Raw genomic sequence first — 25,037 nt, 5'->3', positions numbered from 1 at the left:
TAAAATGAATGAATCATAAATAAAGTTCAGGAATGAACTTAATATTTCACTGAGAGGTGTCAAATGAACAGCACACTTTTTCTTACAGGCTTCGGCGTGTACGTATTATTTTTAATTTGGTTAGGCTGGTTTGTCTCGCGTAATCAAAAATCTGGCGAAGATTTCTTATTAGGCGGCCGTGGCCTGCCATTATTCTTAGTACTGGGTACAACCGTCGCGACTATGGTCGGCACGGGCTCAAGTATGGGGGCGGTTGGCTTCGGCTACGCGAATGGTTGGGCAGGTGCTTTGTACGGAATTGGCGGTGCTATCGGCATCCTATTGCTAGCCCTTTGGTTTGCTCCGGTTCGTAAACTGAACTTCATGACCATGAGTGAAGAGCTGGCTTACTATGTTGGCGCTAACCGAATCGTTAAAAACGTGGTTGGTCTGCTTATCTTTATCGCGTCAATCGGTTGGTTGGGTGCGCACATTCTAGGTGGCGGCATGTACCTAGCGTGGATTGCTGACATCGACCTTAACCTTGCGAAGATTATTATTGCTGCGGCATTTACTATCTACGTGGTGATCGGTGGTTACACAGCGGTTGTATGGACCGATACTATCCAAGCTATCATCCTTTTTGCTGGCTTCATCTTGATGGCGGTTATGTCTGTGGATCACATTGGTGGCATGGACAACCTTTACGCTGCGATGGACCCTGCTGCTACAAGCTTTTTAGCAATCGATAAACTAGGTATTCTGCCTGCTGTTTCTTTGGCTGTAGTTATCGGTGTGGGTGTACTGGCGACGCCTTCATTCCGTCAACGTATCTACTCAGGCAAAGACGTTAAAACCATTCGTCGCTCATTTGTGGCATCGGGTGTGTTGTACCTTTTCTTCTCAATCATCCCAGCAATCATTGGTATGGCTGCACACGCAATCGACCCATCATTGGATAACCCGAACTACTCGTTCCCTTACGTAGCTGCAACGGTTCTTCCTGTTGGCGTTGGCATGATTGTTCTTATCGCGGGTCTTTCTGCAACCATGTCGAGCGCAAGCTCAGATGCGATTGCGGGCGTGTCTATCCTACTGCGTGACGTTTACGTGATGTTCACAGGCCGCGTACCAAACAAAGAGTCAATGCTCAACTATTCTCGCTTGGCACTGATTGTGGTGATTGGTTTTGCACTGCTGTTCGCACTGACGTCGAACGACATCATTGGCTACATCACTAAGATGATTTCAACGGTAATGTCGGGCATGTTCGTGTGCGGTATGTTGGGTAAATTCTGGAAACGCTACAACTGGCAAGGTGCGCTTGCAACGCTAGCGGGTGCTTCTGTGGCTTCATTTGTAGTGATGCTAAATGCTGATTACACGGCTTTCTGGGGCAACCCTGTGATTCCTTCATGTCTGTTTGCTCTAGCAGCAGGTGTGGCTGTGAGCCTATGCACTCCGGCTAACCAAGTAACACCAGAAATGGCGAAAGCGATTCTTGATGATGAACGCGCTCTGATGGAGATGGAAATGTCTGATTCAGGTGTAATTGAAGAAGACGCGGCACCTCAACGCCCTGCAAATCAAACAAGCTAAATCTGGTCTCCACAACTTGTTTGCTTAATTCAGGCCCTGCTTAACGGTAGGGCCTTTTCTAAAGTCAATTATCTCTATTTTAGGAGCGGCTATGTCGGCATCTTCTCTGTTCAATATTGCTTTTTTCGGCGAATGTATGGTCGAAATAAGCGGCTCTCCATTAACCAAAAAATTTGGCGGTGACACGCTCAATACCGCGCTTTACCTTTCTCGCTTAACCCAACATCAAAACTTGTCCGTTCATTACGCGACGGGTTTAGGTAGCGATGAACTGTCTCAGAACATGATTGATAGTTGGCAGCTAGAGGGTATTCAAACCAATTTCGTTGAACGTATCCCAAACAAGTTACCCGGTTTATACATGGTCGAAACCGACGAAACGGGTGAGCGACATTTCCACTACTGGCGCAACGACGCGGCAGTAAAATCTTACTTTCAAATCGATAACTTAAACAAGCTTGAAATCGCTCTGACAGAGAAACAAGTCGACGCAGTTTACATCAGCGGTATTAGTATCGCGATCTTGGATGACACCTCTCGTGAGCGCCTATTCAAAGCTATTAGCGTGTTCTCAAACCAAGGCGGTAAGGTGATTTTCGATAACAACTATCGCCCACAGCTTTGGAGTACCGAGCAAGCTCAACACTGGTACGCGAAGTTACTGCCATTGGTAGACATCGCACTGATTACCGAAGACGACGACCTGCTGGTTTGGGGCAATGGCGAGAGCGTTCAACAACGCTGCCTTCGCTTAGGCTGCCAAGAGATCGTCATCAAACGTGGCTGTGAGCCATGCAAAATTGTTCAGGTAGAAAGCGGCAAGGTAGTAGAAAGCTACGTATCAGCGACCGCTGTTGCGAACGTTGTTGATACATGCGCTGCCGGTGACTCTTTTGCGGCGGGTTACTTAGCTGCACGCTTAACGGGCGAGAGTGCTACCGAAGCTGCTGAACTCGGCCACCAACTGGCTTCTACCGTTATTCAGTACTCAGGCGCGATCATCCCGGTAAGCGCTATGAATCACTTAATTAAAAAATAGAAAAACAAAGCGAATTTATTATGTCTCAAGAAATGATCAACACACTTAAGCAGTTCAAAGTTATCCCTGTTATCCAAATCAACAAGGTGGAACATGCGATTCCACTAGCAAAAGTGTTGGTAGAAAACGGCCTGCCAGTAGCAGAAGTGACGTTCCGTACCGAAGCGGCAGCGGATTCGATTCGTGCGATGCGTGATGCCTACCCAGAGATGTGTATCGGTGCTGGTACAGTATTAACGCCAGCGCAGATCGACCTTGCGAAAGAGGCGGGCAGCGAATTCATCGTAGCACCGGGCTTGAATCCAAACACAGTAAAACGTTGCCAAGAGATCGGTATGCCAATCGTTCCTGGCGTAAACAACCCAAGCCAAGTAGAGCAAGCGTTGGAGCTAGGTCTTAACTTTTTGAAGTTCTTCCCAGCAGAAGCGTCTGGTGGGATCAATATGGTGAAATCTTTGCTCGCGCCTTACGTTGATGTGTCGCTAATGCCAACGGGCGGTATCGGCAAACACAACGTCAATGATTACCTAGCGATCGATCGCGTAGTCTGTTGCGGTGGCACGTGGATGGTTTCTCCAAATATGATCGAGAACGAACAGTGGGATGAGATCGCGGTGTTGGTTCGTGAAGCGGTTGCTCTTGTGAACTAACGAGAAGCGTTTGGAATAAAGATAAGTGTTTTAAATAAAGATAAACAACAACAGTGGTTGATGGTTCTGTTTTGTGAATTGCCTCCGATAAACAAAACAGAACGCCCGTTATATAGGAAAACTAATAATGAAAAAAACTATATTATCCCTATTGATTTCAGGTTCAGTAGTGTCCCCAATGGCGTTAGCAATGGCTCCAAATACCGATCTAAATTTAATGCCGTACCCACAAACGGTTGAACTACAAGCAGGGCAAGTAAAGGTCGACGGTAACTTCAAGGTTTACATCAAAGGCTTTAATTCTGATCGTGTTGAGTATACGGCGAAACGCTTTGTCGACCGTTTGGTACGCCAAACTGGTATCCCGATTCTGAATTGGCAGGTTGATAGCGCAGACCAAGCAAACCTGATCATTGATATTGACGCGGCACCAAAGTCTGAAATTCAGAATATCGACTCTGAAGAGTCTTATAAGATTACCACTCAGGGTGAACAAATCACGTTGAGCGCACCAAGCCCATACGGCACTATTCACGGTATTGAAACCCTTTTACAACTCGTCGAAACGACAGCGACTGGCTACCATATTCCTGCCGTAACAATTGTCGATGAGCCTCGTTTCCGTTGGCGTGGTGTCTCTTATGATACCTCGCGTCATTTCGTTGAATTCGATGTGCTGATTCGTCAGTTAGATGCGATGGCATCGGCGAAGATGAACGTTTTCCATTGGCACTTCTGGGACGACCAAGGTATTCGTATTCAAACGGAATCTTGGCCGAGTTTGTGGTCTGAAACCGCTGATGGTAATTACTACACCAAAGACCAAGTTCGTTATCTTGTTGAGTACGCTCGTAACCTTGGTATTCGTGTGATTCCAGAGGTGTCTCTTCCGGGTCACTCTTCTGCGGTTGCTTATGCTTACCCGCGCCTGATGTCGGGTGGTGAAGGCCAAAGCTATGAGCAAGAGCGTGGTTGGGGCGTGTTTGAGCCATTAATGGATCCATTGAATCCAGAGCTTTATGAAATGCTGGGCGATGTGTTTGATGAAGTGACCGAGCTGTTCCCAGATGAGTATTTCCATATTGGTGGCGATGAGCCGAACTACGCACAGTGGAAAAACAGCGAAAAGCATCAAAAGTTCATTGAAGAGAACAATATCGATGGCGAGCGCGGCTTGCAGTCTTACCTCAATGTAAAAGTTGAGAAGATGCTCGAAGAACGCGGTAAGAAGATGACCGGTTGGGATGAGATTTGGCATAAAGATTTGCCAACTTCGATCGTGATTCAAAGTTGGCAAGGGCACGACAGTATTGGTCGAGCGGCAAAAGAGGGCTACCCAGGTATCCTTTCTACGGGTTACTACCTAGATCAACCTCAGCCGACTAGCTACCACTATCGCAATGACCCAATGCCAATTGGCATAACGGTTGACGATAAGCTGCACAGTGGCGAGAAGTTCGTGACGTATCAATGGCAGAAACCTCGTTCTAAAGGCAGCCCACGTAAGGGAACGCTGACTATCATTGAAGCGAAAGACGGTACTTTCCGTGCGTTTAGTGATTACAACGGTAAGTCTCGCGAAGAGATCTACATTCTTGATTATGTGCCTGGTAAAACCTTTGTCGGTCACTTCGATAACTTCATGTCTTATACTGAATTCAACTTGAATTTGCATCCAAATGGGTTTGCTGAAGGCAGTTATCAGTTGATTGGTAACGTGCGCTGGCCAACCACAGGTGAAGTGATTGCGAGCAGTGATGTTGAAGGCAGCGTGATTCCAGAGCCAAATGGCGGTTACCCTGCTGAATTAACAGATAAAGAAAAAGAACTGATCTTAGGTGGTGAGATCACCATGTGGCTAGAGAACAAAGATAGCCTCACAGTAGAAAACTACCTATGGCCGCGTAGTTATGCCATTGCAGAGCGTTTCTGGTCTGATGCGGAATTGACGGACGAACGCAGCATGTACAAGCGTATGAAAGCGATGGATACATGGTCTGAAGTGTCTGTTGGACTTCGTCATCATGCGGACGCTGACATGCTGTTAAAACGTATTGCCAAAGGGCAGGATATCCACGACCTGCGCGTGCTTGCGAAGTACACCGAGCCAGCACAGTACTACGCACGTAACTGGGAGAAGTGGAACTCAACAGAGCCTAAAGGCACTTTGTACAGTCAGTACGAGCGCCTAAACCGCTTTGTTGATGCGCTGCCGGTGGAAAGCTACGCAGTGTATGAGATGCAAGATTTAGTCAATGAAGTCGCGACGGGTAATCAACAAGCGCTAGAGCAACTCGCTCAGCATTATCAGCAAGCAAAATCGGCTGCACTTGCCGCTGAAACTGTCTTTGCAGGTAATGTGTCTTCGGTAGAGACTGTGGTGGTTGCAGAGAAAACCGTTGAAGTCGCAGATTTAGCGTTAACCTTGATTGCTAAAGCGCAAGCAGGCGAAAAGGTGAGAGAAGCAGACGTGAATGCTTACCAAGCGATACTGTCTGACTCAGCGAAAATCTACGACGAATCGATCATCGCGATTGTTCGCCCAACAGAGCTACTGTTGAAGCAGCTAGCTGAGTAAGTCGCTAACTGATGAGCTGATAAGTCACACGCCAATAAGTGCATCAAAACCGCCCTCTGTGGGCGGTTTTTTAGTTCTAGCGCTTCAATAGAATGTGGCGTTCAAGGTCTGTGTAAGTAACTACTCACTATCGCTATTGTTTAGTGTTAACGTAAATGTCATGCCTTGGTCTGAGTTGTTCTTGGCTATCAAGGTACCTTGCATATCGCGCACGTTGTTTGCGGTGATGGCTAACCCCAGCCCCAAACCTTCGCCCATTTTTTTGTTGGTATGAAATGGTTCGAAAATGGTTTCGAGTTGGTCTTCTGATACACCGCAGCCATTGTCTTGCACCTTGATAATCACACGTTGTTGATCGGCATGTGCACTGATAACAATGGTCGCGGGTGTTTGATTCTGAGTAGCATCGATGGCGTTTCTAAGCAGGTTACCAAGCACTTGGCGAAGTCGTGCTTCTTCTCCCATTACCATCGAAATATTGGAAGCGATACGCACACGAATATCGACGCTGTCTAGCTCGGTTTGATGAATACGCAGGGTTTCTTGCAGTGCGTCTGTCAGCGAAACAGGATAAGGTTTCTCAAGCCTTTGAAAGGCGAATGACTTCAGCTGGCTAGTCATGTTAGCCATTCGGTCGATTAGGCTCATCACGAGATCCATGTTCGCTTTCAGCATCTTAGTCTCGCCTCTTTCCATCAGTAATTGATTACTTGAAAGCAGGGTTTTTAGACCAGTAAGCGGTTGATTTAACTCATGAGTAATCGCACTCGACATCCGTCCTAGTGCTGCCAATTTGCTAGATTCGACCAGTTCTTGCTGCGCATCTTTTAGATCTTGAGTTCGCTCTTCGACTCGCAGCTGCAGCGTTTTATTGGCGTTTTGCACCGCAATTTCGGCTTTCTTACGTTTGCTGATATCGATTACGGTACACAGGTAGTAAGTCGTCGCATGCCAAGGAAAGGCGCTAATAGAGAATAAAACAGGGAAGTAACTGCCATCACTGCGTCTTGCCATGGTTTCGACGCTGGTGATCTCGGCCAGTTCTTGATGTTGTTCTAAGTTCTTGAGCAATTGCAAGGTGGTTGAATTCGGGTTGCCGGCCTCAAAAAGCTGCCACGCCTTGATGTTATTGATCATCGAATTGGATAGGGAAAAGTAGTTCTTCGCCATCAGGTTGATATCGTGAATGCGTCCGTGTTTATCGATCAGTATTAACCCAACATGGGTTTTATTGATCATCCCAGACAGTCGTTTCTCAGACTCCTCGATAAGCTTTTGGATTCTCAGATTGCTGAGCTTTTTCTGGCGTCTTTGGTAAAGAATCACCAACAGTAACAGAATGAAAAGACAGCCAACAGCAACGCTCCAACTGATCCAATTGGTGGTCTGATTGAGGTTGGTTAATGGTGTTAGATAGGTTAAACGCCAATTCAGATCGTCCAACTTGATGGACTGAATCAGGTAATCTTTGCCTTGCAGTCGCCATACTCGAATGTGGGTTTGATCATACAGTTCGCGCTTCGTGGTGCTTGGCTGTGAATTGAAGGTGTCATTGAACCAATCGGCACTCAATCGGTGATCGCTGGATAGAAAGAACTGATCGCGAGGGTTTTGGAACAGTATCGCTTCACCATCGGCAAACCATTGATCGGTCAACAACGATAAATCGATTTGTACCGCAACAATACCCACCACATCAGAGGCTCGATAAACGGGCGCGGCAATAAAATAATCGGGCGTTACGCCTTTGTTTTTTGTCACCACCGAAATCGCCCCACCTTGCTGGTGGATCTTAGACACGATGGTGCTGGCGTTCTTTTTGCTCAGCTTGCTTCTTTCTACGCTAGAAACCAACAGTTCACCGTTACCAGAAAGCAGATACCAGCCCTTGGTATTGGCGGCTTTATCCAATTGAATCAGCTGTTTCTTGATCCGTTTTTCAAGGCGGTCTTCACCATCGATAAAACGAACCGTGGTTTCATCATTGGTTACCAGGTAGGGCAGATAATAGAAACGCTTAAGGGTTCGCCTCGCTTCTGCAATGTAACCAAGGAAGCGTTGTTCGGCGTAGCGTTGGGCTTGCTCGAGTTTCCACTGGCTGATGCCATTCTTGGTGGTGACCTGCACCAATCCAATCAATAAACAGGCACATAGGAATAACCAATATCGATTGTTGTTAACCATGCTTGATTAAATCCTTTTTAAATTAGTAATTTACCTATCTAGATTAATGAGATACGAAGCTTCACTGTTTTATTGCTTGGAAGGTGGAGTGTGGGACAAATCGAAGCTAACAAACATTATTAAACTGTTAAAGGAGTGTTATTCAAAGTGGGAGCTAGCTCCTTTTCGTCTGCGCCTTTTTTACATACCGTGGGCGACATTATCCAGATGTAAGCGACGGAACCAAACTATGCAGCGTATTGCTTTAATTGAAGATGACGCGATTGTGCGTCAGGCAACCAGCCAATGGTTACAGTTGGCGGGGTTTGATGTCACCGCATTTGAAGTGGGGCAAGATGCGTTAGATGCTGTCGAGTTGGGTGATTTTCAGACCATCATCACCGATGTTCGCTTACCTGATATTGATGGTGTTGAACTGCTAGGGCGCTTTAAAAGCCTTGTGCCAGATGTGCCCGTTATCTTGATTACAGGTCACGGCGATGTCGATATGGCGGTAAAGGCGTTACAACAGGGCGCGTATGATTTTATTGAAAAGCCATTCGATCCGGAGCGTCTGTCTCAAACGGTATCGGAAGCGGTTGAAAAACATCAAAGTGGCCAAGATAGAAACAGTCGTCAGAACTATCTGGATAACCTCAAGGGCATTGAACAGGTGCTGATTGGTCGCAGCAAGGTGATGTGTGAACTGCGAGAGCAAATTCAGAAAGTCGCTTCCATAGACACCAACGTGATCATTTATGGTGAGACCGGCTGTGGTAAAGAGCTGGTTGCTTCTTGTTTGCATGAGTTTAGCGAGCGAAAAAGACACCCTTTTGTACCGCTCAATTGTGGCGCGATCCCAGAAAACCTCTTTGAAAGCGAGTTGTTTGGGCATGAAGCTGGTGCGTTTACTGGTGCCGCCAAGCGACGTATTGGTAAGCTTGAATTTGCCGACAAAGGCACCGTGTTTCTTGATGAAATAGAGAGTATGCCGCTGTCGATGCAGGTAAAAGTGCTGCGAACCTTGCAAGATAATGTTGTAGAACGCGTCGGTGGTAATCAGCAACAACATGTTAATCTACGAGTGGTCTCTGCTTCGAAAAGCGATCTGCTAAATCACCCTGATTTTCGCCAAGATCTTTTCTATCGTTTGAATGTTGCACAACTGCATTTACCTCCACTCAGTGATCGCGAAGAAGATGCCTTGCTTTTGTTTGAACACTTCACCCAAGAAGCGAACAGTGAAACTCGAATCGCCAGTGAGGCCGATCGTTATGCCTTGTTGTCGTATGCATGGCCGGGCAATGTACGCGAGCTGCGTAATGTGGCGATTCGTTTTGCACTGGATGAAAGCCTCACTGTTGGCGATATTTTGGCGTGTCGACCTAACTCAGTAACAGAATCAACCACGGCAGGCATCCCATTGGCGGTTCAGGTTCAGAGCTTTGAGCGAAAAGTGATTCATGATGCGCTAGTGCGTTATCAAGGGCGCATCAATGATGTGATGCAAGACTTGGATTTACCCCGCCGAACATTGAATCAAAAAATGGTGCGCTATGCGTTAAACCGAAGCGATTATGTTGATTCGTAAGTGATGAGGAGATGAGAGGTGCTGTCATAAATCAGTGAGCAAAAAATGGCTCACCTCATATTTGTTACTTTATAAACATTGATCACATAAATACGACGCAGTGTGACTTAGCTATCTTTAAATAGATGTTAAAGCTTACTTTGAATAAGCAAAAAATAGCTCATTGATTCGTGGTCAAATAAGCAAGAAATAGCTCACTTTAAATCAGTCTTGGAATAAAATTCAATTAAAACAGTAACTTAAAAACTGGCATTGCGCTTGCTATCTAACGATTGTTGTTAACAAAAATATAACGTGAATAACTCTACATGGAGAGTAACAATGAAATACAACAAGCTAGTTAAAACTTTAGCAATCGCAATGGCCTCTATTGGCCTTATCAGCAACGCCTCTGCTCAAGAAGATCGCAGCTACATTTTAGCGACGGCCTCAACGGGTGGTACTTACTATCCAGTGGGGGTGGCTTTAGCGACATTGAGTAAAGTTAAGCTTGCACCAAAGCAGCACTTTTCTTTAGCGGCTATCAGCTCTGCGGGATCGGGCGAGAACGTGAAACTTCTCAATGAGAACGAAGCGCAGTTTGCCATTCTGCAAGGTTTGTATGGCGCGTGGGCGTGGCAAGGGCTTGGTCCATATGAGAAGTCTGGCAGTCAAAAACAACTGCGTTCAGTCTCTATGCTATGGCAAAACGTTGAACACTTTATTGTGCGCTCTGATCTGACAGAAACGGGCACCATGAGTGATTTAGAAAATCTAAATGGCAAAAAATTCTCTATCGGTAAGAAGAACTCAGGTACAGAGAATTCAGGACGTCAGATCATGCAAGGCCTGTCGGTTAACCCAGAACAATTTAAACTTGCCTTTATGGGTTACGGCGGCAGTGCGAGCGCACTACAGAATGGCACGATTGATGGCATGAATACGCCTGCAGGCGTGCCTGTTGGCGCAGTAACTCAGGCATTTGCGGCCTTGGGTGAAGACATTCAAATCCTGTCGTTTACTGATGCACAGATCAAACAAGCGAACGGTGATTACAATATCTGGACTAAGTATGAGATCCCAGCCAACACTTACCCAGGTGTTGATAAGCCGATCACGACTATCGCACAACCTAACTTCCTAGCCGTTCGTGAAGACATCTCTGAAGAAGATGTGTATGAGCTCACCAAAGCGATCTATGAAAACCTACCTTTCCTACAAGGTATCCACAAAGCAACCAAAGCAATGGCACTCGAGAAAGGGATTGCAGGTCTGCCTGTTCCACTTCACCCGGGAGCAGCACGTTACTACCAAGAAGTGGGCATCGATATCCCTTCTGAGTTGATCGTCAACTAGCTGTTTGCCATCAACTAACCCCTTCGTGACTTCATTGCTTGGTGCACGTTCGCTCAAGAATGTGTTCGTGCACCACCTCACTTTATGGATTTTCTCTGCGCGTTTGCTGTGGAGAGCAGGAGTTTTCTATGAGCGATTCGCTGCAGCAGGAACTGAAAAAATTTGAACTGCCGACCCGAACGGATTTTCCGTGGGTTGGCAAAGCGATAACAACAATGGGAGTGATACTCTCTCTACTACACATTTGGTTTAATACCTTATCGACCTTGCCAGAGCTTTGGATCTCTGCGACTCACTTCGCGGGCTTTGCGATCATTTGTGCGCTTTGGTATCCGGTCCATATCTCATTGAAAAGAAGCAAAATTGCTTTGGCAGTGGACATCGGGATCGCCTTGGCGGCTCTGGCTTGTCTTATCTATATCCCCTTTGCAGAAGATGCCTTGTATGAGCGAGGCGTGAAGTTTGTCGCCAGTGATTGGTTCTTCTCTATCTTGGCGATTGCTATCGTTATTGAGCTGATTCGTCGCACCATGGGTTGGTTTATTCCGGTGCTTATTTTGGTGTGTTTGAGCTATGTGGTGCTGTGGGGGCAATGGACTAGCGGCATCTTCCACTTCCCAGGTTTGAGCCTTGAAACACTGCTTTATCGAAGCTTTTACTCATCGGAAGGGATGTTCGGTTCTATTTCTAGAATCAGTTGGACGTTCGTGTTCATGTTCATCCTATTTGGCGCTTTCTTAGTGCGTTCGGGTGTTGGTGATTACATCATTGATGTATCTCGCGCAGCGGCTGGAAAGGTAATTGGTGGCCCCGGTTTCATCGCGGTAATTGGCTCAGGCTTAATGGGTTCAGTGTCTGGTTCGAGCGTAGCTAACACGGTATCGACGGGTGTGATCAGTATTCCTCTGATGCAAAAAGCCGGTTTCCCTTCGCGTTTCGCGGCGGGTGTTGAAGCGGCTGCATCGACGGGCGGGCAGTTGATGCCACCAGTGATGGGCGCAGGTGCGTTTATCATGGCGTCTTACACACAGATCCCTTATGTCGACATCATTGCGGTTTCCTTCTTACCTGCGCTTATTTACTTTTTGTCTGTGGCATTTTTCGTGCGTATTGAAGCAAAACGTAGCGGCGTGCAAAAAGTGACTTCTGGCTGTGAACCTCTATTGAAAGTATTGCTATCGGGCTGGCACAACCTGATCCCACTAGCGGTGTTGGTGACTCTGCTGGTGAAGGGCTTCACGCCGACTTACGCAGCGGGTATCTCGATCCTGTCTGTTGTGGTGGCCTCATGGTTCTCTAAAAATCACAAAATGGGTCCAAAGGCGATTATCGAAGCGCTTTCTCAAGGTGCGAAAAACATGGCGACTACGGCGGTGTTGTTGGTGGGTATTGGCCTTGTGATTAACGTTATCAGCACCACCGGAATTGGTAACACCTTCTCTTTGATGATCAACAGCTGGGCGAACGGCGACTTGCTAGTCATGATTGCCTTGATCGCACTGGCGTCTTTAATTTTAGGTATGGGCTTACCTGTGACGGCGGCTTATATCGTTTTGGGCACACTCTCGGCTCCAGCTTTGTATAAACTGATTGCTGAAAGTCAGTTGCTCGACCTGTTGGTTTCGGGACAGTTACCTGAACAGGCGAAAGCTATCTTCATGTTGGCTGCGCCAGATAAGCTTGATTTACTGAACGCGCCAATGGCACTCGAAACAGCCAAAGAGATGATTGCGTTAGTCCCTGCTGATTTTGTGGAAACCTTGCTTGAGCAAAGCCTAGGCTTGGAAGCGATCAGCCTTGCACTGCTTTCTGCCCACTTGATTATTTTCTGGCTATCGCAAGACAGCAACGTGACGCCACCTGTTTGTTTAACTGCGTTTGCAGCTGCGACCATTGCGAAAACCCCACCGATGAGAACTGGCTTAATGGCATGGAAGATAGCCAAAGGCTTGTATTTGGTGCCATTGCTGATTGCTTACACCAACTTGGTAAGTTGGGATGTGACCTCCGTTTTGGTTACGGGTGGCTTTGCTATTATCGGTACGTATGCGTTTATCGCAGCGATTGAAGGTTACTTAGAAAGTGAAATCAATCTCGCTCTTCGTGTCGTGTTGATTGCACTGGGTGTCGCTTTGGTTTGGCCTGATGTGTCAATTGTGATTCGCTTGGTTTGTGTGGCTCTATTTGTGAGCATCTTCATCTACAGCGGTCGTAAATACGACATCAACCAAGTGAAAAAGGAATCGGAAGACGAGCAAGTATCTTTGCCTCAAACCGAGTCTGACACTGTCGCGTCTTCCCTATAATTAAAAGGATTGAATGTAGGAATATTATGAACTCAATATACGACTATATTATCGTTGGTGGCGGCATTGTTGGCGTGTCGACGGCATGGCAATTACAGCAAGCTCACCCTGATAAAAGTATCCTTTTAGTCGAGAAGGAACGTGGCTTTGCGCAGCACCAAACTGGCCATAATAGCGGGGTGATTCATGCTGGTGTTTACTACGCTCCGGGCAGTTTAAAGGCGGATTTTTGTAAACGCGGCGTAGAGCGCACCATCGCCTTTTGTAGCCAACACGATATCCCCGTCGAAAACTGCGGTAAGTTGTTGGTCGCGACCAATGAGCAAGAAGTCGAGCGAATGAATGCGCTCTATCAGCGTTGCCACGATAACGATATTGATGTCGATTTGTTGGATCAAGCTCAGCTCAAACTTGCCGAGCCAAACATCACGGGTTTGGGTGCGATTTATGTCAAAACCACCAGTATCGTCGACTACAAAAAAGTCACCGAAGTGATGGCTCAAGAGTTTGTTGAAGCGGGTGGCAAGCTTAGCCTTGGTACGGAAGTGATCATGGCCGATGAGCAGGAAGATGAGGTTCAACTGACCTGCAAAGTCGACGGTCAAACTCTACAACTGAACAGTAGATTCTTGATCACGTGTTCTGGCTTGATGGCCGATAGAATGACCAAGATGTTAGACATCGAAACCGACTTCCAAATCGTGCCTTATCGAGGTGAGTATTATCAGTTGGACGCTAAGCATAACCAAGTAGTGAATCATCTTATCTATCCGATCCCTGACCCAGAACTGCCTTTCTTGGGCGTGCATTTGACACGCATGATTGATGGCTCGGTGACGGTAGGGCCAAATGCGGTTCAAGGTTGGAAGCGAGAAGGTTATGGCAAGCTTAACTTTAGCTTCAAAGACACTTGGCAGATGCTGAGCTTTGCGGGTTTTTGGAAGGTGACTGCGAATCACCTGAAAACCGGTTTGGTCGAGTTTAAAAACTCGTGGTGGAAGCCGGGATATCTAAAGCTAGTGAACAAATATTGCCCGAGTATTACAGTTGATGATTTTAAGCCTTACCCAGCTGGCATTCGTGCTCAAGCGGTACTCAAGGATGGCACCTTGGTTCATGACTTTCTGTTTGCCGAAAGCCCAAGAAGCTTGCATGTGTGTAATGCACCATCGCCTGCAGCGACTTCGGCAATGCCGATTGGTGAGTACATCTGTGGCAAGGTAATGAAAAAGACGGCTTGATGATAACTAAGGGTCATTAAGTTGAGATGCTCTCCGAAGACAATAAAAAATCCGCAAGCTCCAATCTATTTATGATCGTGGGCTTGCGGATTTTTAGTTTTAGCCGTGTTTGCTTGGTTTAATTGTTAGTCAATTAACCAACCTTACAGCCAATCAGGAACGAAATTAGCAACGATAGATACGTCGCTGAAGTTACGGTAACCGCGTACCATGATGCTGAATTCACCTGCAGGCATGTCTAACACACACTGTTCGTTGCTGCTGTTCTGGTATGGACGGCAGTCGTAGTTCGCTTTCGATACGGTGCCGTTGTGTTTCACATATAAGTCCGCATCGCCACTACGAGGGCCGGTTAATGTTACCGTTAACTGACCTGCACTTTCCGTCGTTAAGGTGAAGAATTGCTCTTCACCGTATCCTGCAGATAACCCTTCAACAGGCACGTCGTATTGCAGCTCTTTAGGGCCAACAACCGGTGAGTCAAGGCTGGTTTCGACAAGATAAGCAATCGCCAGTTTGGCGAACTTGGTCGCGTGTGTCGCCGTTGGATCTGAGTTTTCAAGCGTGTCGTGCTGGGTATGAATACTTGGGTTGTAATCATTGAACATGCTTTCGAATGGCATAGCAGCTGGGTAGCCAACATTGTGCCAAGAGGCGTGGTCAGAACAAGCATAGCCGCAATCATCAAAACCGTAACTGATATCGCTCGCGTAAGTGTCGATCAGCTCGCTTAAATAGGCGGTGAGGTTGCTGTCGGTGTAGTCCGTGATGAAGGTGATATCGTGCGCTGAACCGTTGTAGTTGGTCATGTCTAATTGCAGTACCGATACAACGTTTGCTTGCTCATCTCTTAAAGCGTTGGCGACATCTTGTGAGCCACGCAGCCCGACTTCTTCTGCCGCATAACCATAGAACTTAATGGTCTTGTCTGGTTGAATGCCACTGGCGATCATCAGGCGAAGCGACTCAGTTACGGTCGCAATACCAGACGCATCATCATCGGCTCCCGGTGAGATGGTGCCTTCGCTTGTCCAAGATCCGACGGTCGAATCAAGGTGGCCACCAACCACCACGATCTCTTCTGGATATTTAGCGCCAAGCAGTGTCACTTCAACAGATTTTTGCGGATATTCAGCATGCGTGATCTGGCGTGCAGACGCATACGGTACATCTTTAATTTCTGTTTCCCAACGTTCTAAAAGCCAATCTGAAGCAGCGACACCAGTAGAAGTCGTATAAAAACGGTTGGTGAAGTTGGTTAGATTTTCAATGGTCGTGACCATGTTGTTTGGCTCGACCTGAGCGAGTAGGTCATTCACCGTATCTTGATGGCTGATCACCGGCTTTTCGAACGTGCTCATTGTCAGTGGCATTGCTGCGGCTTTGAGTGCGCTTGCTTTGTCTTCGTGCACCATGTAGCCACCACAACGGTGGGTTTCTTCGTGCATGTGGCTGGATAGTTTAGCGAGCTCTTTCTGGTTGATTTTCGCGACGATGGAATGCTTGTTTCCAGTCACGCTTGGGTAAACCGTTGCGCCATGCTGAGTCATTATATGCTGCGCGTCCGCATCGGTGGTGATCCAAACCTCTTGGTTCGCTGGTGGTGTGATGCCTAGGGATGCGTAAGCCGAAGTGCTATTGATTAGGGTTAAAGATCCCCCGAGTACAGCCAAAGCTAGCATGCTTTTTTGAATAGCCATTTGTCGTCCTTTTTATGGTGAATATTGTTGTGTTGATGGGTTTGATTTTTGTGTAATGCGTGGGTTTTTCATGTAGGCGTTTCATTCGCTCATTAACCAAGAAGCCAAGTAGCTCAATCGCGAAAAGGGCTCCCATAAGGAGCCCTGAATTAACTATCGATTACTGTGTTTTAATGAAACGGTAGTGCTTGGTTTCTGAACAGATGTCGCTTGAGGTACACACTTGGTACTCCACATCTACCGTGCCGTTGTGACGGAACTTGTCGATGTATGAGTTGAAGTCTGTTGCACCAACATTCTTGCCATTGCGCTTAATCACGAAGTAGTCGTTGGTATCGTAATCCCATGCCAGCTTAACGCGCGCCTTGCCGTTCGGGTTTTTGTTACCAAACTTCAGTTTTAGTGGGAAGCCTTCCGCTGAGTCACCTTCAATCGTGATCGACTTGCTGGTTGATGTTGCAACGCCTGCATCGTCAGTCACGGTTAGGGTAACCACGTAGTCGCCAGCTTCAGCATAGGTATAACGAGTTACTTCACCTGTTTGCGTGTTGCCATCGCCTAAGTTCCATTGGTAAGAGACGATCTGACCATCGCTGTCTGAACTTGTGCTGCGTAGCTCGACTTCTTTACCGACAATAGTGTGTTCGAAAGAAGAGACGGGCGGCACGTTAGCGCTGCCAGATTCGTACGACGCTGTCAGATTTGCACCTGCGTAATCTGAGTAGCCTAAAACGTTAACGGTGTAACGACCTGCAGTTGGGTTTTCAATCACACACACTTCATCGGTCACGGTTTCGCTCTTACAGATATTCTCTTGAGAGCTTGGCGCATAATCTAGGCCGACATAAAGATCTGGGTCACCCGAAGACACACCAAGATCAATCGTCAGTTTCTCTTGGCCAGCTGGTACTTCGATATCAAAGTAAGTTTTCGAACCTGTTTCACCAGCAACTGCGGCTTCAACACCATTTTCAAGGCGTTGGTATTCCGGTTCTGGTGGAAGTGGTGGTTCGCCACACGGTGATACACCCACTAAGTTAAACGCAGAAACAACATCATCAGCACTGTAGCCAAGGTCGGTTGCAGAGTTTTTCACACCACAAGCACCCTGCCAAAAGTCACTGTTTTCAGACCAGTAGATCTGGTTGGCTAGCACGAACAGTTCGAACGCTTTTTTGGTGTCCCAACCTTGTGTTGTTGCAAGATGGTAGAACGCCTTGTTGAACACGCCCGAGCTATAGTGCACGTTCAAGCCATCGTAGTACTCAGATGCGTTGTTGATTGAAGAGCCATCGCGTGATGGATCGTCCATGTAACGCAGCGCACCTTCACCTTTAAAGATATTGCGGCCGACCATCCAGTCGTTGGTACCTTTCATGTAGTATTCTGCGGCTTCACCTGCCATGTCAGAAAAGGCTTCGTTCATACCGCCGGATTGGTTTGCGTATATCAAACCTGAGTTTTGCTCAGTGAAACCGTGGCTCACTTCGTGCGCTGATACATCCAGGCTTACAAGTGGGTAGAAGAAGCTTTCACCATCACCAAAGGTCATGGCTCTGCCATCCCAAAATGCATTCTCGTAGTTGTTACCGTAGTGGACACGCATCATGAGTTTGAAGGAGAGTGGTGCTGTGTCGAACCAGTTTTTATACATGTCGAACACGATGTTACCGAAGTAGTGGGCATCGTTGAGTGGTGAGAATGCGCCGTTCACGGCTTTGTGTTCGTTGCGAGGACATTCATAGCTGTAAGTGGTGTCGCCGTCGGTCGCGCCATTCAGGTCAACGGTAACGACATTTTCAGACTCCATTACACACTCTGTGCCCACCTCTTGAACATCAAGGTAGTGGTAGTCGGTGCCGTATTCGTACATGCCTGTTTTTTCGTTGCCACCAGGGCCAGTACCGATCTGAGCATGGGCAATACCTTCCCAGCGGTCGATGACTTCGCCTGTGTGCGCGTCTAGCATGGTGAACGGTCGAGTCGGCTGTTCACTGCCTTCTACTAGGTAAGAGACAACGTACACTAGTCGTGTTTTATCTACGCTTTGCTGTCCGATGCCTTGCTTCACAGAGCCTTGATAGATAAATAGCTGATGTTGAACGTTGTCTAGAGATTTGCTGGTTAAGCCTTGAGTATTTAGATCTTTACTTGCGAGTTCAACCGCTTGAGCGCTGTTGATTGATGGCTTAACAAAAGATCGCTCTAAGGTCGTTGTTTTAAGGTAGCTCCCTTGAACCGACTTTAACGCCCCACCTTGTGCACTTTGGGTGGCATTTAGGTAATGTCCCCATACCGGGGTACCCCAGATGTTCTGCTGGATCTTAACTTTATAGATACCACGCTTTTTCAGGTTTACTTCTTTCACCATCTTGAAGCTAGAGGCGTTACTGACTCCTAACTGAGCGTTTAACCCAGAGAAGTTAGTAAAGTTGATCGGTTGATCGATTTGAACGGATTCACTTGCATGCACTGACAAAGACATAGCACTGGCTATAGCAACGGCAACTAAACGCTTTCTTATTTTCATTGTTGTTTTCTCTTTCCATGTAAAATCCAAGAAAACGTAACAAATTAATCACAGCGAATTTACATCATTCGATCTGATTAATTAGTAGCATGGCAATGATCTCTTTTATTCATGAAACTTATATTTCTCGTATTTACAGATAGTTATCATTTCTGTTTATTTTTGAACGCACCCATATGTTTTATTTATAAAATCGTGACACTTTTATTAAGTGTTAATTTCTCTTGGAAATTAAGATTTTAGAGTAAATTGATCTGTGCCTCAATTAACGGATTTTGGGTTGATAGAAGGATCAACGATTTGAAAGTGTCACTTTAAGCAGAAGGCCATTTAGCGAATTTAGGGGCAATTTTGATAAGAAATCGAAGACTTTTCGGCTAATTTTTCGAATTGTTAGTTAAAAGAGGGAAGGGGAATCGGGCACTTGTTTGGCACAGAGCACAAAATCTGCTGGATGAAAAAAGCCAGCGACGGGTCACTGGCTTAGATTAACTTAGTTTGTGCAGGCTACTGAATATAGGTAGGCAACTGCGACACTTAATTATGGTACGTGGCTAACGTCACTATAGCGAATTACTACTTTTTACCGCCAACTTGTACGTAGTCGATACCGATAATACGGTTGATGATACCCAGAACAGAGCTCGTATCAGAGTTTGTTGAGCGAATCGTATCAACCGTTGCACCTTCAGGTACTAATTCCATTGCGCGGTCTTGAGTATTACCTGGAACTTGGAAACCGACAATGTTGAAGCTTTCAGCGTGCGCTGTGTAAACTTCTTCATTGTGGCTAATACCAGAACAACCCGCTAGAGAAACAATGCCTAAAACGACTAATAACTTTTTCATACAAACACCTTAAGAAAGATTGGAATTTAGATTCAATAGGTTCATTGGGAGACAGCATCTCCCGACCGATGTTGAACATTATTTCAGAGGTGTTTTGTAGTTACTGTATGGGTTTGTCAGCGGAATCATTACATAGCTGAATGGTTATGGTGAATACCGCACCCTTTAAGGTCTGGCTCTGACCTACCTCCACGGTTGCGTTGTGTTGAGTACAGATCTTCTCAACGATAGAAAGCCCTAAACCATGGCCGCTCTTGGCTTTATTACGCGCTTTGTCGCCAACGTAAAAGGGTTCAAACAGGCGAGCTTGATGCTCTTTTGCCACACCATCACCATCATCATGTACCGCGATCTGTAGCTTATCTTGATGCACGCTTGCTTCAATTGACACTTGCGAACGTGCGAACTTCATTGCGTTACGCACTAGGTTATCTAGTGCTCGGTTGAGTAGCGTTTCATCCGCCATTATTGAGCTAGGTTGCTCTGGCAGTGATAGGTCGATGCTGAGCTGAGTGTCTTTGTTCCAACGCATCATTGCGTGGTCGAGAAAATCTCGTATCTCTAATGGTTGTTGTAAGTTTTCTAGGTCAGTGCTATCGAGTTTGGCGTAATACAATAGTTCATCGACCATCTTTTCCATCTCTTCCGTGTCTTCGACAATACTCTCAATCGTGCTTTCTTGCTCTGCGTTTAGCTGGGTGTCTTTCAACATTTCAGCTTGCCACTGAATACGGAATATTGGCGTGCGCAGTTCATGAGCGACAGCATTAGTGAGTGAACGATTACTTTCTACTAAGCGATGAATTCGGTCGGCCATTAGGTTGAAGGATTTGTTCAGTGAACCAATCGCAATACCACTTGAAGTCTCGGCTCGCGAGGAGAGATCCCCTTCCGCAAAACGCAGAGTGGCAGCCTCAAGCTTTTTAACTCGGCGGAAGATAATAAATAGATGACATAAGCCATATAAGATAAAGCTCGCTAAAAAGAATAACCAAATGAGGTCATCCTCCAACTCGATTTTTTGCCTAACGAACGCTTCACTGTTGGGGAGGTAGTGGTAGGTATTGTCACTGCTTGCTAAGCGAAACCATAGGTCCCGTTCATCATCGTGAAAAACAAAGGTATTTGGATTCGTACTGAAGAACTCTGAAACGGGGCTTGGTATTTCATCGTCTGGGCTGAATGTAACCAATTTATTTCGTGTGGTTTCTACAAACTGGTTTATCGCTTGATGAGCAGCTTCAAGGCCTTGGTTCTTAGCGATATTCTCGATCAATTGCTGGTGGGCAGCTGCTTCGTAATCTTCCAGTACATATTCGTAGTCGGTATTGAGCTGATAGACGCTAATCTCGTAGGCGACAAGGCCAGCCATAAAGCAAACTAACAGCCCTATTAAGGACTCCAAAAAGATACGTCGCATAATCGCTCTCTTTTATTACGCTCGTATTGAGCGAGGTTAACGCCAGGCGGTCGAAACAAATAAGTAACCTTTCCCGCGAATGGTCTGAATTTTCTCTGCTGGAGTGTGGTCGTCGCCAAGAATCTTTCTTAGGCGCACTATTTTATTATCAATCGTTCGATCGATTCCGTCGTACTCAATACCACGCAGTGTTTGTGTCAAATAGTCACGTGATAGCGGAGTATCAGGGTTGCTCGCTAATAACCACAACAGGTCAAACTCGCTGTCAGTTAGTGATAAAACGGCACCTGAAAGTTCACACTTCTTATAGGTGTTTTTCAGAACCAGTTGAGCAAACTGAAGGTTGTCTGAGTCATCGACTGAAGCCGTGTTGGCGTCTTGGCGGCGTAATAGCGAACGAACTCTGGCCAGCAGAACTCTTGGTTTGATTGGCTTGGTGACATAGTCATCAGCGCCTGTCTCTAAGCCTGCGACGTGGTCGAAATCATCATCGCTGGCGGTGAGCATTAAAATCTTACCTTTAAAGAGAGTGCGCGTCTGTCGGCATATTGTCAGTCCATCTGTTACAGGGAGCATTAAATCCAACAACACGATATCAGGCTGTTCGGCAAGGATGGTCTGCGCGGCATCACTGCCATCATCGAGTGTGGAAACATCAAAGTCCTGCGTAACAAAGTAATCCTTTAGCATTCGCTGAAGTTTCAAATCGTCTTCTACGATGATCATTTTAGGTTTTGTCATTCCATTCTCAGCCTTATCGTGCGTTTCATTTATTGAGATTACGTGAGGGAGCCTTTTTGAGTATCTATTTATTGTGGCATACCCAATTTACAGGCCTTACGTAAAATACCTGACATGAATGATTAAACACTTTGCACGCTAGTTCAATGATGTTTTTGGATTTGTGTGAAAATAAAAAACAATGTTCAAAACGATATACATTCTCATACATTCGCACGACAGATGTTTTGATCTTTAAATAATAGAATTTTCCCATCAAACATTTTGGGAATAACTGTATGAACGACTATAGAAATGCATTACTGGCGTTACCTTTGATTCTGTTAGCGGGCTGTAATTCAAGCTCTAACTCAGGTAAAACGGCGACTAAAGCGCAAGCAAAACCTCAAGCGGATTACGTATTTTCATCAGCGAAACTGGGTGAGTTGTATAAAGAGCGACAAGAGGTTCAAGAGGCCATAAAGCTTGATTACGACGGTGTGCAGTATGAAACCGTTCTGTTTGCGGAAGATATTAGTGATAAGCAAAAAGTGGTTAGGCTTGCGGATAGTTTAGGTCAAAGTGTGGATCTGTACCTCCCTGATGCAGGGGCTGACGATTGTGCGATTTACAGTGAGGGTAAGTTTTTTGATTCATTTGATTGTGGTGTTGCTCAACGCTCAATTGGCAATGACACCACGTTAATTAACACGATGACGAATACTAATAAACCGGTCGAGCTTGAGTATCACAATGAACTGGTTCAATACGTGACTAGCCTTGGGTCTACTATTTTGAGCAACACTAAAAGTGGCAACAAGGTAACCATCACCACATCGTTTGCTTTCAACGCTTTTTACCGTGATGTTCTCAACGAGACTGGCGCCGTTGATCGAATTCGGTCGACTCTGGGAGCATCAACCTATTCTCAGCTATTTGATATCGTGAAGTTGTATCGAGGCAGCGAGATGACATTGAAGTTTACCAACCATATTGGTGGCAGCGCTGACGACGATATCAATATGTACACCGGGCGGATGATCCACAGTAACAACATGACGACGATCGTAACGCCTACGGGTTCGGTGTTCTCTGGCGGCACGGATCTGTTCGCTGCGGGTAATCCACGGGTTTTACAACGAGCTGATACCACTAAAGCCATTGAGCTTAATAAACAGGTTGGTGTGCACAGTTGGGCTGAGGATGATAAAACAGCCAAAGACTTCCCATATACGAACGAAAGCCATCGCAAGCAAGCGACCTACTTTAAAAAGGTCATGGGAGATACAGGAATCGACTTCTATATATTCACGTTAGATTCTGCTCCGGCTTCTGGTGAACACTGGGTGACTAAGGCCGACTCAGATAAATACGGTTTCATTACACGCATTGAGTAGCTTAGGCCCGTAATAACATAAGAAACGACTTGATAAGGTTGGTGATGACGTTGTTGTCACCAATCTTTTTTGTGTCTGCTTGACTGAGATTTGCCGCGGTGACTTTAGATGTCCTCGAGTCACGTCAACTTCATTCTCAAAATGAGAAAATTCAACTCTACAATCATAACCTTCTGTTAAATATGGTTTTATTTTTCGGCACTATACTTGCTCCGTTCCTCTTTACACGTTTATGGCTAGTTGAAAGAGGGAACATAATGAGAAATTGGAATTCAGTCATACTGCCCAGTTGTTTAATGCCGTGTTTTGCGATGGCGCTGACAACTGCGGATCTTACCTTTGAATCTGGAGCAGATGCGTCAAACTATTCAGCAAAAGGTAAGCCAAACAATACCTACTCGATAGCCGATTCACTCCCACAAGATGTCCTAACTAATGTCTATTCGATGCTCCCTGAAGGCAGCACGGTGAACAGTGCGTTTATTGCGCCCGAGCGTTATTCGAGTATTGATATTGACGACGAGTTGAACGGTGCAGAGTACGCAACGGCGAAGATCACTTTCTTGAATGAAGGGGCGGGTTATCGAAACTCCCTCGGTTACTTCGTGTTTGATACCAACAACCCACCGGCGACCAAAGACGACATTAATGCGCATGTGATTGTGTTTCCCAATACGTCCGTTGCTAGTGTTGGTGAGATGCAGGAAGGCGACACGATTGATTTAAGTGTCCAACTTACCGCTGGCCAAACATTGGCTTTCTTCATTATCTCTAATGGTTGGGGTTGGGAGGGTTCTTATAACAATATCCCGTGGCTTGGCGGTTGGGGAACACCTTTTTACAGCTACCCATCGCTCAACCCAGAGGCGACCGCTGAATATCGAAGACACAATGTTGCCTTCCTCGATACAGAAAATGAGTTCCTAGTACTTGGCTTTGAGGATATTTATCGCCCGACCGGAGACAACGACTTTAATGATTTGATCTTCACTGTTGAAGTGACACCATTTGCGGCTGTTGATGGGGTCAATGAAGATGGTACGACAGATTCTAAATACGAAGTGCTTGTGCAAGAGAACAATGAGGATGTGACAGTCACGTCGGTCTACCCAAGCTCGAACAGCTACGCAACGATCGCATTTGAAGATAATTGGCCCTTGAAAGGGGATTATGATTTTAATGATGTGGTGTGGCGTTACCGAGTGACAGAGCAACTCAATGGACAGCGAGAACTTAAAAACTTAACCATAGATTACACACTTCAGGCGATGGGGGCAGGCTACTCCAATGGCTATGCCTTGAAACTGCCGAACGTTCTGCCTGCTAATGTGGCATCTACAACGTTGACTCGAAATGGTGTTGCCGTTGGCCATACCATTCTCAAAGAGGGGAGCAGCGAAACGATTCTGATGGTGTCTGAAGATCTGAGAGTGGAGCTAGAAAACCTAGGTGAGCTCACCGAAAGCTGTGTCTTCTACCGAACACAAAGCGCATGCTCTGAACAGCAAAATGCTGATGCTCTCAACTATCAATTGTACGTCGAGTTTACGTCTCCAGTATCGCGTGATGATATCGGCTATCCACCTTATGACTCATTCATTTTCGCGGCTGAAGATATGTACCACGGTGACTTTGTTGGAACGCCACCGGGCATGACATGGCAAACTCACCTCAAAGCGTTTTCTGGCACCAGTGACATGAATAATGCCTTATTCAATAGTCACGATGACCGCTCTTCGGGTTCTGAATCGTTTAAGACCAGCAACAACATGCCTTGGGTGATTAACATCCGTGACGAATGGGACCACCCTGTTGAGTACATAGACATCAGTGAAGCTTATACGTCGTTCCCTACATGGGTAACCAGTAGTGGCGAGACAGATGGCGAGTGGTACAAAGCATCGACCACCAATAAAGTTATTTCAGCGACAGACGAGTAG

At 46.3% G+C, this 25,037-nt stretch carries 16 protein-coding genes; 10 read left to right on the top strand and 6 right to left on the bottom strand.

Annotation, left to right across the window (positions count from 1 at the left end; translation table 11 throughout):
- The first annotated feature begins 63 nt into the window (after window positions 1–63).
- From MSG36_RS01885 to MSG36_RS01870, 4 genes are all read left to right on the top strand, one after another.
- A complete protein-coding gene (locus MSG36_RS01885; protein ID WP_048610233.1) occupies window positions 64–1,578 on the top strand; it encodes a sodium:solute symporter family protein in 1,515 nt (504 codons plus the stop codon).
- Between the two features lie 91 nt (window positions 1,579–1,669).
- Entirely contained in the window at window positions 1,670–2,617 is a 948-nt protein-coding gene (locus MSG36_RS01880) for a sugar kinase (protein ID WP_248365942.1), read from the top strand.
- Window positions 2,618–2,637: 20 nt separating this feature from the next.
- Window positions 2,638–3,267: a bifunctional 4-hydroxy-2-oxoglutarate aldolase/2-dehydro-3-deoxy-phosphogluconate aldolase gene (locus tag MSG36_RS01875; RefSeq protein ID WP_248365941.1), complete on the top strand. Its 630-nt coding sequence runs from the start codon at window positions 2,638–2,640 to the stop codon at window positions 3,265–3,267.
- Window positions 3,268–3,394: 127 nt separating this feature from the next.
- Window positions 3,395–5,845: a family 20 glycosylhydrolase gene (locus tag MSG36_RS01870; protein WP_248365939.1), complete on the top strand. Its 2,451-nt coding sequence runs from the start codon at window positions 3,395–3,397 to the stop codon at window positions 5,843–5,845.
- A 120-nt stretch (window positions 5,846–5,965) separates the two neighbouring features.
- Here the strand turns inward: MSG36_RS01870 and MSG36_RS01865 are convergent, their stop codons facing one another.
- Window positions 5,966–8,029: an ATP-binding protein gene (locus MSG36_RS01865; RefSeq protein ID WP_061037817.1), complete on the bottom strand. Its 2,064-nt coding sequence runs from the start codon at window positions 8,027–8,029 to the stop codon at window positions 5,966–5,968.
- Between the two features lie 229 nt (window positions 8,030–8,258).
- On the opposite strand from MSG36_RS01865, the gene MSG36_RS01860 reads away from it, so the two are divergent.
- From MSG36_RS01860 to lhgO, 4 genes are all read left to right on the top strand, one after another.
- Window positions 8,259–9,599, top strand: a complete 1,341-nt coding sequence (locus tag MSG36_RS01860; protein WP_061037818.1) for a sigma-54 dependent transcriptional regulator — start codon at window positions 8,259–8,261, stop codon at window positions 9,597–9,599.
- A 321-nt stretch (window positions 9,600–9,920) separates the two neighbouring features.
- Entirely contained in the window at window positions 9,921–10,934 is a 1,014-nt protein-coding gene (locus MSG36_RS01855; protein WP_050620281.1) for a TAXI family TRAP transporter solute-binding subunit, read from the top strand.
- A gap of 128 nt (window positions 10,935–11,062) precedes the next feature.
- A complete protein-coding gene (locus MSG36_RS01850; RefSeq protein ID WP_248365937.1) occupies window positions 11,063–13,240 on the top strand; it encodes a TRAP transporter permease in 2,178 nt (725 codons plus the stop codon).
- A gap of 26 nt (window positions 13,241–13,266) precedes the next feature.
- Complete coding sequence (lhgO, locus tag MSG36_RS01845) at window positions 13,267–14,481, top strand: L-2-hydroxyglutarate oxidase (protein WP_017065174.1); 1,215 nt, start codon at window positions 13,267–13,269, stop codon at window positions 14,479–14,481.
- A gap of 143 nt (window positions 14,482–14,624) precedes the next feature.
- Here the strand turns inward: lhgO and MSG36_RS01840 are convergent, their stop codons facing one another.
- The 5 genes from MSG36_RS01840 to MSG36_RS01820 form a co-directional block, all read right to left on the bottom strand.
- On the bottom strand, window positions 14,625–16,181 hold the full coding sequence (locus MSG36_RS01840; protein WP_248365934.1) for a M28 family metallopeptidase: 1,557 nt from the start codon (window positions 16,179–16,181) through the stop codon (window positions 14,625–14,627).
- Window positions 16,182–16,341: 160 nt separating this feature from the next.
- Complete coding sequence (locus MSG36_RS01835; RefSeq protein ID WP_248365932.1) at window positions 16,342–18,711, bottom strand: M4 family metallopeptidase; 2,370 nt, start codon at window positions 18,709–18,711, stop codon at window positions 16,342–16,344.
- 576 nt (window positions 18,712–19,287) lie between these two features.
- The gene (locus tag MSG36_RS01830; RefSeq protein WP_248365930.1) at window positions 19,288–19,560 is read right to left on the bottom strand and encodes a hypothetical protein; all 273 of its coding nucleotides are present in this window, start codon (window positions 19,558–19,560) and stop codon (window positions 19,288–19,290) included.
- A gap of 100 nt (window positions 19,561–19,660) precedes the next feature.
- The gene (locus MSG36_RS01825) at window positions 19,661–20,980 is read right to left on the bottom strand and encodes an ATP-binding protein (protein WP_248365928.1); all 1,320 of its coding nucleotides are present in this window, start codon (window positions 20,978–20,980) and stop codon (window positions 19,661–19,663) included.
- A gap of 36 nt (window positions 20,981–21,016) precedes the next feature.
- The gene (locus MSG36_RS01820; protein ID WP_248365925.1) at window positions 21,017–21,721 is read right to left on the bottom strand and encodes a response regulator; all 705 of its coding nucleotides are present in this window, start codon (window positions 21,719–21,721) and stop codon (window positions 21,017–21,019) included.
- 278 nt (window positions 21,722–21,999) lie between these two features.
- Between MSG36_RS01820 and MSG36_RS01815 the strand changes: the two genes are divergently transcribed.
- Both MSG36_RS01815 and MSG36_RS01810 read left to right on the top strand, forming a co-directional pair.
- Window positions 22,000–23,097, top strand: a complete 1,098-nt coding sequence (locus tag MSG36_RS01815; RefSeq protein WP_248365923.1) for an alpha/beta hydrolase — start codon at window positions 22,000–22,002, stop codon at window positions 23,095–23,097.
- A 257-nt stretch (window positions 23,098–23,354) separates the two neighbouring features.
- Window positions 23,355–25,037 (top strand): LruC domain-containing protein, encoded by a 1,683-nt coding sequence (locus MSG36_RS01810; protein ID WP_050647627.1) that lies wholly within the window; start codon window positions 23,355–23,357, stop codon window positions 25,035–25,037.

This window comes from Vibrio sp. 1CM8B (assembly GCF_023161685.1).
Lineage (GTDB): Bacteria > Pseudomonadota > Gammaproteobacteria > Enterobacterales > Vibrionaceae > Vibrio > Vibrio coralliirubri.
This window is presented reverse-complemented; position numbering and strand designations above follow the sequence as displayed.